The sequence below is a fragment of the Phenylobacterium sp. genome (assembly GCF_037189685.1).
GTDB lineage: Bacteria > Pseudomonadota > Alphaproteobacteria > Caulobacterales > Caulobacteraceae > Phenylobacterium.
The window spans coordinates 151,882-166,400 of sequence record NZ_JBBCIT010000013.1; the positions used below are offsets into that span (position 1 = coordinate 151,882).

At 71.0% G+C, this 14,519-nt stretch carries 14 protein-coding genes and 1 other RNA gene; 4 read left to right on the plus strand and 11 right to left on the minus strand.

The annotated features are described in order from the left end of the window. Positions 1 to 177 precede the first annotated feature (177 nt). Positions 178 to 2,301 carry a serine hydrolase domain-containing protein gene (locus WG212_RS09705; RefSeq protein ID WP_337186889.1) on the minus strand — a complete coding sequence of 708 codons (2,124 nt, stop codon included), beginning with the start codon at positions 2,299 to 2,301 and terminating at the stop codon, positions 178 to 180. Between the two features lie 151 nt (positions 2,302 to 2,452). Between WG212_RS09705 and WG212_RS09710 the strand changes: the two genes are divergently transcribed. Beyond that, entirely contained in the window at positions 2,453 to 3,115 is a 663-nt protein-coding gene (locus tag WG212_RS09710) for a PEPxxWA-CTERM sorting domain-containing protein (RefSeq protein ID WP_337186890.1), read from the plus strand. Here WG212_RS09710 and WG212_RS09715 read toward each other — a convergent pair. The 8 genes from WG212_RS09715 to WG212_RS09750 form a co-directional block, all read right to left on the minus strand. Then, entirely contained in the window at positions 3,102 to 3,887 is a 786-nt protein-coding gene (locus tag WG212_RS09715) for a C13 family peptidase (protein WP_337186891.1), read from the minus strand. The genes WG212_RS09710 and WG212_RS09715 overlap by 14 nt on opposite strands. Before the next feature lie 11 nt (positions 3,888 to 3,898). Beyond that, positions 3,899 to 4,369 carry a PaaI family thioesterase gene (locus tag WG212_RS09720; protein WP_337186892.1) on the minus strand — a complete coding sequence of 157 codons (471 nt, stop codon included), beginning with the start codon at positions 4,367 to 4,369 and terminating at the stop codon, positions 3,899 to 3,901. A gap of 4 nt (positions 4,370 to 4,373) precedes the next feature. Beyond that, positions 4,374 to 4,868, minus strand: coding sequence for a ClpXP protease specificity-enhancing factor SspB (locus WG212_RS09725; protein WP_337186893.1), 495 nt, complete (start codon positions 4,866 to 4,868; stop codon positions 4,374 to 4,376). Between the two features lie 110 nt (positions 4,869 to 4,978). Then, positions 4,979 to 5,998, minus strand: coding sequence for an NAD(P)-dependent alcohol dehydrogenase (locus WG212_RS09730; protein ID WP_337186894.1), 1,020 nt, complete (start codon positions 5,996 to 5,998; stop codon positions 4,979 to 4,981). Positions 5,999 to 6,166: 168 nt separating this feature from the next. Further along, positions 6,167 to 6,525: a transfer-messenger RNA gene (gene ssrA / locus WG212_RS09735) on the minus strand. Next, entirely contained in the window at positions 6,503 to 7,468 is a 966-nt protein-coding gene (locus tag WG212_RS09740; RefSeq protein ID WP_337186895.1) for a hypothetical protein, read from the minus strand. The genes ssrA and WG212_RS09740 overlap by 23 nt, the downstream gene beginning before the upstream one ends. A gap of 205 nt (positions 7,469 to 7,673) precedes the next feature. Beyond that, positions 7,674 to 8,234, minus strand: coding sequence for an acetolactate synthase small subunit (gene ilvN / locus WG212_RS09745; protein ID WP_337186896.1), 561 nt, complete (start codon positions 8,232 to 8,234; stop codon positions 7,674 to 7,676). 32 nt (positions 8,235 to 8,266) lie between these two features. After that, positions 8,267 to 9,274 carry a DUF4262 domain-containing protein gene (locus WG212_RS09750; RefSeq protein ID WP_337186897.1) on the minus strand — a complete coding sequence of 336 codons (1,008 nt, stop codon included), beginning with the start codon at positions 9,272 to 9,274 and terminating at the stop codon, positions 8,267 to 8,269. A gap of 105 nt (positions 9,275 to 9,379) precedes the next feature. Between WG212_RS09750 and WG212_RS09755 the strand changes: the two genes are divergently transcribed. After that, positions 9,380 to 10,159, plus strand: coding sequence for an SDR family oxidoreductase (locus WG212_RS09755; RefSeq protein ID WP_337186898.1), 780 nt, complete (start codon positions 9,380 to 9,382; stop codon positions 10,157 to 10,159). A 76-nt stretch (positions 10,160 to 10,235) separates the two neighbouring features. Here WG212_RS09755 and WG212_RS09760 read toward each other — a convergent pair whose 3' ends face one another. Both WG212_RS09760 and WG212_RS09765 read right to left on the minus strand, forming a co-directional pair. Then, positions 10,236 to 11,060, minus strand: coding sequence for a hypothetical protein (locus tag WG212_RS09760; RefSeq protein WP_337186899.1), 825 nt, complete (start codon positions 11,058 to 11,060; stop codon positions 10,236 to 10,238). 440 nt (positions 11,061 to 11,500) lie between these two features. Further along, on the minus strand, positions 11,501 to 11,899 hold the full coding sequence (locus WG212_RS09765) for a hypothetical protein (protein ID WP_337186900.1): 399 nt from the start codon (positions 11,897 to 11,899) through the stop codon (positions 11,501 to 11,503). A 149-nt stretch (positions 11,900 to 12,048) separates the two neighbouring features. Here WG212_RS09765 and WG212_RS09770 point away from each other — a divergent pair, with 149 nt between their 5' ends. After that, the gene (locus tag WG212_RS09770; RefSeq protein WP_337186901.1) at positions 12,049 to 12,657 is read left to right on the plus strand and encodes a hypothetical protein; all 609 of its coding nucleotides are present in this window, start codon (positions 12,049 to 12,051) and stop codon (positions 12,655 to 12,657) included. A 330-nt stretch (positions 12,658 to 12,987) separates the two neighbouring features. Beyond that, the gene (locus tag WG212_RS09775; protein ID WP_337186902.1) at positions 12,988 to 14,205 is read left to right on the plus strand and encodes an RtcB family protein; all 1,218 of its coding nucleotides are present in this window, start codon (positions 12,988 to 12,990) and stop codon (positions 14,203 to 14,205) included. The last annotated feature ends 314 nt before the right edge of the window (positions 14,206 to 14,519 follow it).

Below are 14,519 nucleotides of genomic sequence, written 5' to 3' on the forward strand. Positions count from 1 at the left end.
GGCTGGCCCCTTCCCCACACGCGAGAGGGGCGCGCAGGCGCGCTCGCCCCCTCAGGTAGGCAGGATTTACCCAGTCCTTGGTTAAAGCCCGGTTTAGACTTGACCGTAGTTGAGGGGCTTCTCGTCGCGACCAGGCGCCGCAGGTGGGCGCCCCAGAGAGGCGCCCCAGAGAGGCGCCTACCGGCTCCAGGGCTCCAGCGCCCCGTTCAGGGCCAGCAGGACCGAGAAGCCGGCGTAGATGAGCACGGTGAGGGTGAACGACAGCTTGCGACCGGCGCTCCAGCTGTCGACGCGCCGTCCGCCCTGCCAGACCGCCGGCAGGGCGGCGATGGTGATCAGCGTCAGGGCGGCCAGCACCAGCGCGCAGGCCGAGGCGGCGACGATCAGGGCGCCGGGCCAGCGGTAGAAGATGGCCTCCACGTCGTTCGCCCCGCCGGCCCATGTGGCGAAGAGCAGTATGGCCACGAGGCAGAGCCCCGCCTGCAACGCCTGGATCAGTCCGGCGCGGGCCTGGATCTGGTTCTGGCGCACCTCCCGGCGGCTGCGCCAGACGAGGCCGACCAGGGTGGCCGCCGAGGCGAAGGCGGCGAGGCCCGCGGCCAGCGCGAGGGTCGAAAGCCGTTCGGTGAAGCCGGCGCGCTGCTGGGTCGCGGCGTTGAACCCGTCGCGGAAGCTCACGGCGCGGCCGTCCGCCATGCGGAACCACAGCCGCCGGTCGCCGTCGGCAGAGACGAAGCGCCCCTCGCCCACAGGGCCGTCCGGGACCCACGCCTGCTGTTGGCCCATCCGCACGGTCAGCAGCCGCCCGTCGCCCGTGACGGCGACGTCCACGGCGCCGATGAACAGCCCGACGAAGCCTTCGAGGCCGCCGTTGGCCCGGCGGGTGGAGAGGTAGGCGCCCTCGAAGCGCTGCGCCGCCTTCGCGAGTTCGGGCGACCCCGGGCGCGGGAAAGCCGCGGGCGCGGCGTAGTAGCGGCGCACCAGCGCGCCCGGCAGGGCCCCGGCCACGTCGGCCCCGCCCGCGCTGTTCGTGCTGATGAAGACGCCCAGGTTCAGCGCCGGCGCGACCACCATGCTCGAATGGAAGGCGAGGGTCGCGCCGTCGTGCCCGTAGCCGCGGAAGCCGCCGGGAAGATGATAGGCGATGAAGCCGTGGGGCCAGCCGTTCATGCCCTCGGGCGTGCGCTGGAGGGGCGTGCGGAACGCCTGGGCGGCGCGGGGGCCATGGATCGTGACGCCGTTCCAGGTTCCGTCGCCCAGCAGCGCCAGCATGTACCGGGCCATGTCCCCGGCCGTCGACGAGACCGAGCCCGCGGGCGCGGCGTGTCCGACATATTCGTAGGCCAGGGCCTTGAACCCGCCGGCCTGCCAGCCGAATCCGTCGGTGACGTCGGACCGGAGCCGCGCGGGCATGGCGCCCGGCAGCCCGCGCCGTTCGGGGCGCGGCTCGCGGAAGGTGGTGTGGGTCATCCCCAGCGGGAGGAAGATCTCCTCCTCGGCCATCCGCTCGAAGGTCTCGTCCTTGCCGAACGTCACTGCCGCACCGGCCAGGGCGGTCCCGTAGTTGGAGTAGCTGGACAGGACCCCCGGCGCGAGGACCCGGTCCGGCCGCTCCTGGCGCAGGTAGAGCTCGAGCGGCCGTACGCGGCGGGCGTTGTTTTCGAACAGTTGGCCCAGGGCGCGGTCCTCGAGCCCTGGCGAATGGTCCAGCAGGTTGCGGACCGTCACCTCGCGCAGGCGGCCGGGCAAGCGCGCGCGCTCGGGCAGATAGAGGTTGATCGGGGCGTCCAGCCGGATGCGGCCGGCCTCCACCTCGTTCATCAGCAGGATCCAGGTGAAGGTCTTCGAGATCGAGCCGACGCGGAACAGGCTGCGGTCGGGGTCGACCGGTCGCCGCGGGTCCAGCTTAGCGAAGCCATAGCCCTTCTTCAGCACCACCTGGCCGTTCTGGACCACCGAGACGGTGGCGCCGGCCACGTGCTCGCGGGTCATGGCGTCGCTCATCCAGCCGTCGACGAACGCTTCCAGGTCGGCCGGATCGATCGGCTGGCCGGGCGCCAGGCGCGCCCCTGGCCGGATCTGCTCGCCGGGCGTCGCGGCCGCCGCCGGGGTGTTTGCGACCGGGGCGATCGCGGCGGGCGTGGCGCGAGCGGGCGCCTTGCGTGGGGCGACCTGACTGTAGGGGATCGGGGTGTCGGGCAGCGCCGGGTCCTGCGCGGCGGCCGGCGCAGCCGACAGGACCAGGGCCAGCAGGGCCAGCAGGGTCAGGGGGGAGAGGGGCGCGTTGCCGAGTCGCCGCATGGTCGGGTTCGCTCCGCTGCTGGTTGCGTCGAACATATCACCTCGGTTGAGTCGCGCGGCCGTCTCCCCCAAAGGGCGGAGAATCGGCATGGATAACAAGGGCGAACGCTGTATATCGTCGATCCGACACGCCTCGTCGCGGAGCGACCGCATGGCCTCGCGCCACCCGATTCCCGCCATGCTCGCCGCAGCTTTCGCCGCCGCCGCCGTCCTGGCGGCTCCGGCGCAGGCGGCCACGTTCACGAACGGCAGTTTCGAGGACATCGTCGCGGGCTGGACGGCCGATCCCAGCCTCGTCCAGACGTTCACCGAGTTCAACCACCGCAACGAGGCGGGCGAGGTCACCCACACCTACCTGCCGGTGGAGGGGTTGCTGCTGGGCGTCCTGACCGCCCCCTACGAAGCCGACACGCCGTTCGTGATCAGCCAGACCTTCACGACGGTGGGCGGCCTCTTCTCGGGGTGGGCCGCGTTCTCGGGCGGCGACGCCCTGCCGTGGAACGACACGGCGTTCGTGCGCCTCGTCGGCCCGGCCGGGACCATCAGCCTCTTCACGTCCGACATCGCCGGCGTCGGCGACTACGGGCATACGCCCTGGAACCTGTTCTCGGTCGTGCTGGGCGCGGGGACGTACACCTTCGAGGCCGGCGTCTCGAACGCTTCGGACCCGTTCGACCCCAGTTTCCTCATCCTGGACGGCATCACCCTGGCCGAAGTCCCAGAGCCGGGGACCTGGGCGCTGATGCTCACCGGCTTCCTCGGCCTGGGCGCGGCGCTGCGCCGCCGCCGCGCACGGGCGCTCAATCCGGCCTGAGCCCTTTCTCGAAGGCGTACAGCGGCAGCATCGGCCGCAACTGGGGACCGACCCAGATCTGCGGCTCGGACGGCGGGTTCATCTTCTCCGCGATCTCGCGCAGCCGAACGCATTCCTTCACGGCTCCCGCCAGCCCGCTGAAGTCCCGCGTGTTGGGCATGGACGACAGGAAGCAGTCGTCGAAGAAGGGATACTTATTGTCCTGGCCGCAGCCGAACGAGGTCCGGTCGGGCCGCGCCGCCGTCAGCACCATGCGGTTCGGCTTGGCCAGAGCCGGCACATAGACCCCCGAGAAGCATGCCGAGATCACCACCACGGTGGGGCGCTCGCCGCACGTCTGGTCCAGCATGCTGGCCAGCATGGCGGGACGCAGGATGCCCTGGTCCACCTGCGCCCCCTGCGGCAGGCCGTGCGAGGTGAGATAGAAGAGGCAGCCGCTGCGCGCGCGGCCGACGCCCTCGACCAGCGCGTTGTAGATGCCCCGCACGTCCGACTTCTCGGGCCGGGTGTCGCCGTAGCGTTCGGGCCGCACCGAGAACTGGCGGATGTTGCCGGCCTGGAACCCGGCGCGGCCCAGCGCCAGGGTCACGTCGCGGCGTGCGTTGTCGAAGCCTTCGGTGGGGCCGCCGTCGGCGGCGTGCCAGTCGCCGGCCACCACCACCGCGGCCCAGTCGGCGAAGGCCGACGCGGCGACGACGGGCGCGGCCAGGGCCGGCGCCCCGCCCGCCGCCGCCAGCCAGAGGCCTGCGAAGAGGGAGAGGAGCCGGGCCAAGGGGCAGGTCCTTACTTCTTGTACTTCTGGAACGGCGTGGGGATCGCGGTGCCCGTGGCCTTGGCCAGCAGCCGGCCCTCGGGGTCGTAGAGTTCGCCCTCGGTGAACGCCACCTGGCGGCCCCACTTCACCACCTTGCCGATCCCCTTGATCTTCCCGGGCTGTCCGGGGCGCAGGAAGCTGGTCTTCATCTCCAGCGTCGGCGCGACCGCGGTCATGCCCGAGGCCACCATGCAGGCCACGCTCATCGCCTCGTCCAGCATGGCGCAGAGATAGCCGCCCTGGATCTGCTTCATCGGGTTCAGCAGCAGTTCGGCCCTGGCGTCGAACTCCACCTCGACGGACCGGTCGGCCTGGCTCACCGACACCATGCGGAAGCCCAGGGTCTGAGATCCCGTCGGCTGGTTCTTCGTGCGGAGGAACCTCTGCAGGATGTCGTCGTCCGTGAGCGTTTCCGCCTCGGGGGTGGCGACGTCGGTCATGCGTTCACTTCTTCCGGAACTGGTCGAGGGAAACGACGGTGGCCTCGCCCTTGGGCGGCTCCTCCGTCTTGGATTCGGCCTTGGGGTCCGCCTTGGGTTCGGCGCGCGCCTCGGGCGGCGCCGCCGGCGGCGGCTCGAACTGCAGCAGGAACTGCACCGAGGGGTCGTAGAAGCGCGTGATCGCCGCATAGGGGATCGACAGCCGCTTGGGCTGGCCGCCGAACTGCAGCGTCACGGAGAAGAACGTCTCGCCCGGCGCCAGGTCCCAGTACTGGTGCTGGAGGACGATGGTCATCTCGTCCGGGTACTTCGACAGCAGGTCGACCGGCCCCGACACGCCCGCGGCGTCGGTCTTGAAGGTGATGTAGAAATGGTGCGAGCCTGGCAGGCCCTCGGGCGAGGCGGCGCGCTTCAGCGCGGCCTTGGCCACGCCCCGCAGGGCGTCCTGGGCCAGGGCCTCGTAGTGCATCAGGTCCTGGACCGGCGGCTCCTGGGCCACGCCTTCACTCCGAACGGGGGACAATGTCAGGAAGGTAACGCCTGCCGAAGCCCGCGCAAGGCTGCACGCGGAAAAGCCGCGCCGGAGCTGCCGGCGCGGCGCGCGGACGCTCAGTCGCCCACGCGCACGACGATCTTTCCGACATGCCGCGCCGCCTGGAGATGCGCGAACGCCTCGCGCGCCTCGTCGAAGCCGAACACCCGGTCGATGACCGGCGAGAGACCGGCCCCGCTCCAGGCGCGGACCAGATCCTCCAGCGCGGCCCGGTCGCCCACCCCGATGGAGCGGACGATCGCGTTGCTGCCCTTCAGGAGGAAATAGTCGATGCCGGGGTTGGCCTCGCTGAGGAAGCCGATCAGCACGACCTCGCCGCCGGGGCGCACCGCGCGCAGTGATTCGCCGACCGTCGCCGGGCCGCCCACCTCGACCACGCAGTCGACGCCCGCGCCGCCGGTCAGCGCCTTGCGGACGTGACGGCCCCACGCCGGGACCTCGACGTAGTTCACGACCTCGTCGGCGCCCAGCGCTCTCAGGCGCTCCGCCTTGGCCGGCCCGGACGTCGTGGAGATCACCCGCGCGCCCATCGCCTTGGCCAGTTGCAGGGCGAAGATGGAGACCCCGCCCGTGCCCAGGGTCAGCACCGTCGAGCCGGCGCGCACCGGCGTCTGGCCCGACAGCGCGGTCCAGGCGGTGGTGGCCGCGCACGGCAGGGTGGCGCCGTCCTCGAACGATATCCCGTCGGGCAGCGGGACCACCGCCTCCTGCGAGACGACCTTGTACTCGGCCAGCCAGCCGTCGGCGCCGCTGCCATAGGTCTGCATGGCCACGCCCTTCGGCGGCCGGCCGCCGAACCACCGGGGGTGGAAGATGCTGATGACCCGGTCGCCGGGCCGGAAGGCGGTCACGCCTTCGCCCACCGCCACGATCTCTCCGGCCGCGTCGCTGCATGGGATCAGCCCCGGTATGGCGTCCCACACATAGCGGCCCAGGATCACGGCGATGTCGCGGTAGTTCAGCGAGACGGCGCGGACGCGGACCAGGACTTCGCCCCGCTGGGGTTCGCCGACAGGCTCCTCGCGCGCCCGCAGGCTGTCGAGGCTGTCGGGCTGGTCGAAGCGATAGGCGCGCATGGCCGAGCCCTTCCGGAAGCGGTGAAGGCTTCCGTTGTCGGGCGCCCTTCGGCTTCTTGTCCAGAAGGAGAAGAACGCCTCGATGAGGCGGAAAGTGGAGGGCTTCTGTCGCCAGGCGCCCCCGGACTCTTGTCCAGAAGGAGGAGGGCGCCTCTCGATGAGGCGGAAAGTGGAGGGCTTCTGTTGCCAGGCGCCCTCCGGGCCCCGCCTAGGGATCTGAACCCCTAGGACTTGGTTCGGATGTTACCGGACCGCATTACGCAGCCAGGCGAACGTCCTCAGCGAAGTTATCGTTCGCATTTGGTTTAAGACCCGGAACGGTGGGTCAGGCCGAGAGAAAGCAACGCCTTTACACGTCTGTCGATGCTGATCGGCCCCGCACTGCCCGGCGACAACCCGGGGAAGATTGGTGGAGCCGCCGGGAATCGCACCCGGGTCCAGTCCGCTTATTATGCGCGCGTTTATCTCCATAGTCGGGCGAACCCGACGCTCCACATATAGGCCCTAAGGACCGGGAATTGAAGGCGCTGGAGTCGGGTGAACTCCCAAAGGCTCCGGCTGGGGTTCGGGCGCGCCCTCCCGCCCGGGGGGCGGGCGCGGCGCCTCTGGGCTGGGCTTCAGCCGTCCGCCGGCCGCCAGCAGCCGGGCGTGCGCCTGCCGCGCGGCCGAGAAGTCGGCCCCGCGCGGGAACACCGCGTCGAAGCGCCCGTCGTGGCCCAGGCCCGCGCCCAGCACCGCCTCCAGCACGTCGGCCGCCTCGCCCACCTCGGCCGGGTCGCAGGCGCGCCGCAGGGTGACGGTCCGCCCGCGGACCGCCAACACCAGGTCGTAGGCGGTCCCGTCCAGGCACACGGCGTCGGCCGCGCCCGGCTCCTCCACCCGCACGTCGCGCGGCGACGCCCACAAGGGCCTCTCCGCCAGCGCCCGGAACCGGCCGGCCGCGCCCTCGGGCAGCGCTGCGTCGAACCCCATCCGTCGCCCGATCAGCGCGTCGCAGCAGGCCAGGCCCGCACGCCCCTGGACGAACGCCCTGCCGTCGCCGCGGACCGTCACCCGGACCACGCCCTGCCGGACGCTGCCCGAGGGACGCGCCCACACCTCCAGCACCGCTTCGTCCCGCCGCAGGACCTGCCATTGCAGGGGCTTCAGCCCCCAGAGGCGATAGGTGGACGGATCGACGCCGCCGACGGGCTCCGGCAGGCGCTCGCCCCGCCGCAGGCGGCGCTCGCCCAATGGATCGGCCGCCTCGGGCGGAACCGGCCGCTTGTCCGTCCACCAGGTCTGCGGATCCGGGGCGGGGAACGGCCAGACCTCGGCCTCCGCCGGCGGCAGGTCCGGCGGCGGCGCGGCCCTGCGCGGGATCGGGACGATCAGCGGAATCTGCCCCTGCGCCGCCGCGCCGCCGGCCAGGCCGGCGGTCAGGCCCGTGGAAAGGGCGGCGGTCGCGAGGAAGACGGCGCGCAGGGACACGCCGTCGAAAGAGCCTCAGGTTTGCGCCGGTTCCGTGGCGCGCCTTGGCCCTGGAGGGATGGCGCGGGAAGAATGACCGCCAAGAGCGCCAAGGCGTCCTGAGCCGGCCCGCGGGCCTCTTTGGCGGTCTTGGCGGCTTGGCGGTTCAATCGGGCGGCTACGCCGCTTCGGCCTCGGCCAGGGGCGCAACGCCCTCGGGCGCGCCCTAGAAGACCTCCACGCCCCGCTGCAGCGACAGCACGCCGGTGCGCGACACCTCGACCAGCCCCAGCGGCCGCATCAGGCCCACGAACTTGTCGACCTTGGACGATGCGCCCGTGATCTCGAAGACGAAGCTCTCGTGCGTGGTGTCCACTACCTTGGCGCGGAAGATGTCGGCGACGCGCAGCGCCTCCACCCGCTCGGCGCCCGCGCCGCGCACCTTCACCAGGGCCAGTTCCCGCTCCAGGCCGTTGGGGTCGCGCGTCACGTCCTGGACGTGGCGGGTCGAGACCATCTTCTCGAGCTGGGCCTCGATCTGGGCCAGCACCTGCGGCGTGCCGCGGGTGACGATGGTGATCCGGCTGGTGTGCTGCGAACCGTCGGTCTCGGCCACCGTCAGGCTGTCGATGTTGTAGCCCCGCGCCGCGAACAGCCCGACCACCCGGTGCAGCACCCCCGGCTCGTTGTCCACCAGCACGGCGAAGGTGGCGCGGCTCTCCTCCTGGTCGGCGTGCGAGAGGTCGTAGACGGAAGCGGGTTGCGGGGCGGGCTGGGGGTCGGTCATGGCGCAGGTCCTTGGCGGTCGGCGCTCAGGTGTCACATGCGCATCAGGGCTGCAAGCGGTCCCCGCTTGAGCTGCGCCGGGTCGAAGGGCTCGAACAGGAGAGGCTGGCTCTCGCGGACTCTGCAGCCGGCGTCCCATGGATAGCGCCCCTCGTTGTCCGGCAGGAACAGCTGATAGGTCTCGATCGCCTCGCGCCGGCCTGTCCGATGCTCGTGCCGCAGCTTGGCCAGGAAGAACACGTTCAGCGCCGCGTGCTGGCTCTCGTGCACGCGGCGCCAGCAGCACTCGAATCCCGGCGCGTCCCAGCGCAAGCCGTCCTCGAGCACGAGATCGCGGCGCGCCAGATGCGCCTGCGCCTCATGGAGGAGATTGGCGGCGCCGTCGGCGGACGGCAGCATGGCGATCAGCTCGGGACGCCCTGCGGCCGACAGCCCGATCGTGTAGGCCCATTTCAGTTCCGGCCCGTCGATGAGCCGGATCGACCAGCTCCGCTCGTCCGCGATGCGAAGGGCCTCCCGGTCGCCGGGCGACAGGTGAACCTCGCCATAGTCCTCGGCGGGGATGTATAGCGCCGGCTGCCTGTGGCGCAGCCTTTCATCGTAGCCCGCATCCCACGGAAACTTCTGCGCGCCGTCCCGCACCACCAGTTGGAAGGCCCGGAGCCCGCCATCCTTCCCCTTTCGGGTCCGTCGCTCGAGGCCGGCGGCGAACCAGCCGTCCGCCGCATCCACCTGCGTGGGATGGACGTCCCGCCAGACGCCGATCACCTCGCCCTCCGGCGCCCAGGCCTCCCCGTCCACCATCCGGAGGTCGCCGCTCTCGACCGAGGTATAGATCCACCAGAGCAGCGAATGGGCGTCTTCCCGGGTGACGTCGAACACGATGACCTCGGGCCGCCCCAGCCGTTCTTCGAAGCCGATGCTGTAGGCCCAGGTCGGCGAGGTCCGGTAGTCGCCCACGTACATCGCCATCCAACCGTGACGACGGATGCGCGCGTCGATGTCGCGCATGTGCCAGTCGCGCCGCAGTTTTTCGAACATGCCCCCTCCTTGCCCGGAACAATTGAGGAACGAGTGGCCGATCTGTCAAGGCTTGAGCCGATCGCCCGGCCGGGGTCTTCTGCCCCTGTTCGAAGGGAGCATCGCATGGACCTGAATCTCGCGGGCCGGACGGTCCTCATCACCGGCGCGTCCAAGGGCATCGGCGCCGCCGCGGCCGCGGCGTTCGCCGAGGAGGGCTGTCACCTGATCCTCGCCGCCCGCGGCGCCGAGGCGCTCGACGCTCTCTGCGAGCGCCTGCGCGGGCAGCATCAGGTCCGGGCCCGCGCCGTCCCCACCGACCTGCGTGACCCGGCCCAGCTCGCCGCCCTGGCCGAGGCGGGCCGCGACGCCGACGTCCTGGTCAACAACGCCGGCGACATTCCCGGCGGCACGCTGGAGGATGTGGACGAGGCGCGCTGGCGCCACGCCTGGGAGCTGAAGGTCTTCGGCTACATCAACCTCACCCGCGCCATCTACGCCCACATGAAGGCCCGCGGCTCGGGCGTGATCGTCAACGACATCGGGGCGGCCGGCGAGCGGATGGACGCCGCCTACATCGCCGGTTCCACCGGCAACGCGGCCCTCTACGCCTTCACCCGCGCGCTCGGGGGCAGGTCGCTGCGCGACGGCGTCCGCGTGGTGGGTGTCAGCCCCGGCCCGGTCGAGACCGACCGCCTCGTCGCGCGGATGAAGGCGGCCGCCCAGAGGCGCTTCGGCGACGAGGCCCGCTTCCGCGAGCTGATGGCCGGCTATCCCCTCGGCCGGGCGGCCAAGCCGCGCGAGATCGCCGACCTGATGGTCTTCCTGGCCTCCGACCGCTCGGCCTACACCACCGGCGTGGTCTTCACCCTCGACGGCGGCCTCAGCGCCAGCCCGGGAGCCTGACGGCCCACCTTCCCGACGGCCCACGTCCTGCGCGGCCAGATCGCCGGGCAGGATCAGAACCGACAGGCGTGGCCGGTCAGTTCGGCGCCGCGTACGTCGGGTTCATCCGCTGCCAGCCGTCCGGGGGCGTGCCGCCGTCCGGAACCGCGACCACGTTGCCGCGCCCGTCCGTGTAGCCCGTCGAGCCATAGGGAACGCGGGTCTGCACGCCGCCGCCGTTCATCGTCGTGCCCTCGTAGACGTAGTCGTTGAACCGGCCGGTATTGCGTTCGGCCGACGCCTGACCGTTTGCCCAGGCCTGGTTCTGGGCGGCATAGCTCTCCTGCCGCGCCTGGTGCGCCGCCTGGCCGGCGGCGGCCTGCGCCCCGAGCCGCGCCATGTTGTTCGCGTGGTTGGCGTTCATCTGCGACCGCCAGGCGTCCATCTGCGCCGAGGCCTGCGCCCCCTGCTGCATCACCTGGGCGCTTTCGGCGTACGCGGTGAAGATCCGCTGCGACAGGTTGTTGTATGCCGCGCACGCCTCCTGGGCGCCCGCGCGGCATCCCTGAGCGGCCTGAGAGAGGTTCTGGCTGTGCTTGGGGAACTCGCCCAGGGTCTGGCACGCCAGCGAATTGCCGCTCTGGCACTGCTGTTGCCGGATGGCGTACAGCCCCCGCAAGGCCTGTTGCGCCTCGTTCTCCGGCGCCTGCGGGGGACCGCCCTGGGCGATCTGCTGCGGGCCGTTCGACGGACCGTACTGCGGGGCGCCCTGAGGGCCACCTTGCGGGCCACCAGGCGGGGCCTGCTGCGGCCCGCCCTGATAGACCGCCTGCGGCGCCCCCTGGACGTCAGCCTGGAAGGCCGCCTGCGGGTCCCGCTGCGCCGTCGCCTCGTCGCCGCCGCTGCAGGCGGCCAGAGCCACCAACAGACCTCCGAGCAAGAACGCCCTCATCCCAAAGCTCCCGTCGCCGCCATCCGGCGAAGCTAGCGGCGACATCGCCACCGAGTCCAGTCGCGGCCCACTAAAGCGCCCGAGCGCGGCGGGCTTAGCCTGACCGGCCGCCGACTGTCCGCAACATGGCGACGTGGGCCGGGGGATCGGCGCTCGCCGGAGACCTTTGCCAACCGAAAGGTGCAGACGCTCCTGGCGTCAGCGAGGGGTGGAAAGCGGAAGCTGGCCCCTCTCCCCGCTCTTCGCTGCGCTCGGGGGAGAGGAGACTGAGGCGCCGATGTCCACAACGGGGTCGTTCCGGCGCCTGGACGCGGCGCCCGGACACGGCGCATGGCGCAGACCTTGATCGATCCAGTCCAAGCAGACGCCGCAAGCGCCCGCGAGAGGGGGTTCGCGGACCTTTCGCCGCCCTATCGCACGGGCTTGCTCGGCTCGGGCGGCGGTTCGGCGTCGAGTTGCGCGGCGTGCTTCACGAGCGGCGCCGGCGAAAGCTGGGCCGGGGTCAGCGGTCGGGTCCACGGGCTCATTCCGATGCAGTGGCCGCTCAGGTTTCCGCACTGGCGAAGCTCTCCTGTTCGACTGTCGATGACGACGATCACATGGCTGTCGTCGTCGACGCGCGCCGCCGCGGCTTCGCGTGGGGCGGGGACCGACAATTGTCTCCACATCCGGTCGGCCTGATAGATGCCCACGCCGGTATAGCGTCCACCACCGTCTCCGGCTCCGCCACCTGTCGGTTCCGCATGCCGGTTGCATCCGGAAAGCGCGATCCCGGCCGTTGCGATGAACGCCAGCGCCCGATGGGTCATGTCTCGCCCCTCCGACTGATCGTGAAAGGATCTCACGAACGCGTGATCGCGGGAAGCCCCGTCCTCGGGTTCTGAACGGGGCGGCAGCCGCGTGCGGGCGCCGATGTCCCGTCTTGACGGCCGCGCCTTTTGTTCTATATTTGTTCTCAATGACCGACGCTTCGACCCAGCTCCTGGAATTGCGCGAATACGCCTATCGCCTGGGTCTGGTCTTCGGCGCCGAGGCCGAGCGCGCCGAGACGACGGCGCAGCGCGTGGCCGCCTACGAAATCTTCAATCGTTGCTTCTTCTCGGTCCGCGTGGCCATCGCGTTGGACCTCCGCCTGCGCCAGGAGGCCCGGCGCGTCGCGGCGCCCGCGGCCTCCGAGGGGGAGGCTCCGGAACAGGAAAGTCCCGAACAGGAAACCCCGGAACGCGAACCTCCGGAACAGGAGCGCTACGACGAGCGCGACCGGGAGGTCGAGCGGGCCAGCTTCCCCCTGCTCCTGCGCACGCTGGAAGGGGTCGCCGCCGACGCCGAGGCCCGCCTTCCCGGCCCGCCGCCGGCCGAACTTCCCGCCCTGCGCGAGCTTCTCGCCCGGGTGACAGCCGCCTCCCGGGACGGGCCTCCGCACCGGTCTCCCGCGCCGACCGCGCGCCGTAACCACCTCGGCGGTTCGGCGAGCTATGCGGCCTCGCCAGCGCCATCCGCCGCATCGGTCCCGACATCGCCGCCCAAGGGCCCCGCCCGGCGATGGCCTACCGACCCGCCCGGATGACCGTGGTTCTGAGGCCACAGCGCGTGGCCAAGGTTGGTTTCATCTGAAACAGGGCTTTTGACGGTGTCGGCGAACGTGGTATCGGCGCCGCCCTCAAGGATGAGAGCCATGTCGAAGATCGTCTTCTACAGCCTGCCCGCCCCCCAACTCGACCGCCAGGTCGAGCGGAATGGCGTGCGTGCGTGGGAGGACGCTTCGGTCTAGGTCTCAGCCATCCTTGAGATCGTCCGAAAGAACCCCTCCCGGCCCGGCCGCGGAGGGGTTCTTCGTTTCGGAAGGACGCTTTGCCGACGCTGGGCCGGGAGGGACGGCAGTTTAGGAGAGAGTCCGATGAGCGGATTTGAAGTGATCGAAAGCGAAGCCGGCCTGATCAAGGCGTGGACGCGCGGCGTCCAGGTCGAGGACAGCGCCAGGGCGCAGCTGCGCAACGTCGCGGGCCTGCCGTTCATCCACCGGCACGTGGCCGTGATGCCGGACGTGCACTGGGGCATGGGCGCGACCGTCGGCTCGGTGATCCCGACCGTGGGCGCCATCATCCCGGCGGCCGTCGGCGTGGACATCGGGTGCGGGATGATGGCGGTGAAGACTTCGGTCCGCGCCGAACACCTGCCGGACTCGCTCGCCGCCGTCCGGTCGGCCATCGAGGCGGCCATCCCGCATGGCCGGACCGACAACGGCGGCCGCAACGACGTCGGCGCCCACCAGGGCGACCCGCCGGCGCTCGCGGTCGAGAAGTGGGCGGCGCTCGCCGAGGGTTATGACGCCATCGTCGAGCGCGACCCGAAGGCGGCGCATGCGCGCGGCCTCGGCCACCTGGGCACGCTGGGCACGGGCAACCACTTCATCGAGCTCTGCCTCGACGAGGCCGGCTGCCTCTGGGTGATGCTGCACTCGGGGTCGCGGGGCGTGGGCAACCGCTTCGGGTCCTACTTCGTGGAACGCGCGAAGAAGGACATGGCGCGGTGGTTCATCCACCTGCCGGACAAGGACCTGGCCTACTTCCCGGAAGGGTCGGAGGGCTTCGTGTCCTACATCCGGGCGGTGAGCTGGGCGCAGAAGTACGCGCTGGCGAACCGCGAGGTGATGATGGCCGGCGTGCTGGCCGTGCTCCGGGATGCGTTCCCGGACCTGGCGACCACGGACGTGGCGGTGAACTGCCACCACAACTACGTCACCCAGGAGCGGCACTTCGGCAAGGACGTCTGGCTGACCCGGAAGGGCGCGGTGCGGGCGGGCCTCGGCGAGCTCGGGATCATCCCGGGGTCGATGGGGGCGCGGTCCTACATCGTGCGCGGCAAGGGAAACCCGGAGTCGTTCTGCACCTGCTCCCACGGGGCCGGGCGGGCGATGAGCCGGGCCGAAGCCAGGCGGCGCTTCACGCTGGACGACCACGTGGCCGCCACGGCGGGCGTCGAATGCCGGAAGGACGCGGACGTGATCGACGAAACGCCGATGGCCTACAAGGACATCGACGCGGTGATGGCGGCCCAGGCCGACCTGGTCGAGATCGTCCACACCCTGCGGCAGGTGGTGTGCGTGAAGGGGTAGGGGCGGGCGCGCTGAAGTTCGTTGTTGCGATATGAAACTTTTCGGACTATCAGCGCGTCCTCTCCGCCCCGGTGGAGAGGCGCCGGTGGCGTAGAGTGCGGTTCCTTCGTTTTGTCTACGAAGCCCAGCAATGGGCAGCACCGTCTCACCTGTTCCCCGGCGTTCGAGGTCAGTGGCGTAGAGAGCGGCTTCATCGCTCATAACGAGGTGGTCGCGGGTTCGAATCCCGCTCCGCGTCCCTCGGGGCGCGGGTAGCTCAGTGGATAGAGCACCGTCCGCTCTCGCCTGTTCCCTGACGCCTCCCTGTTCCCTGA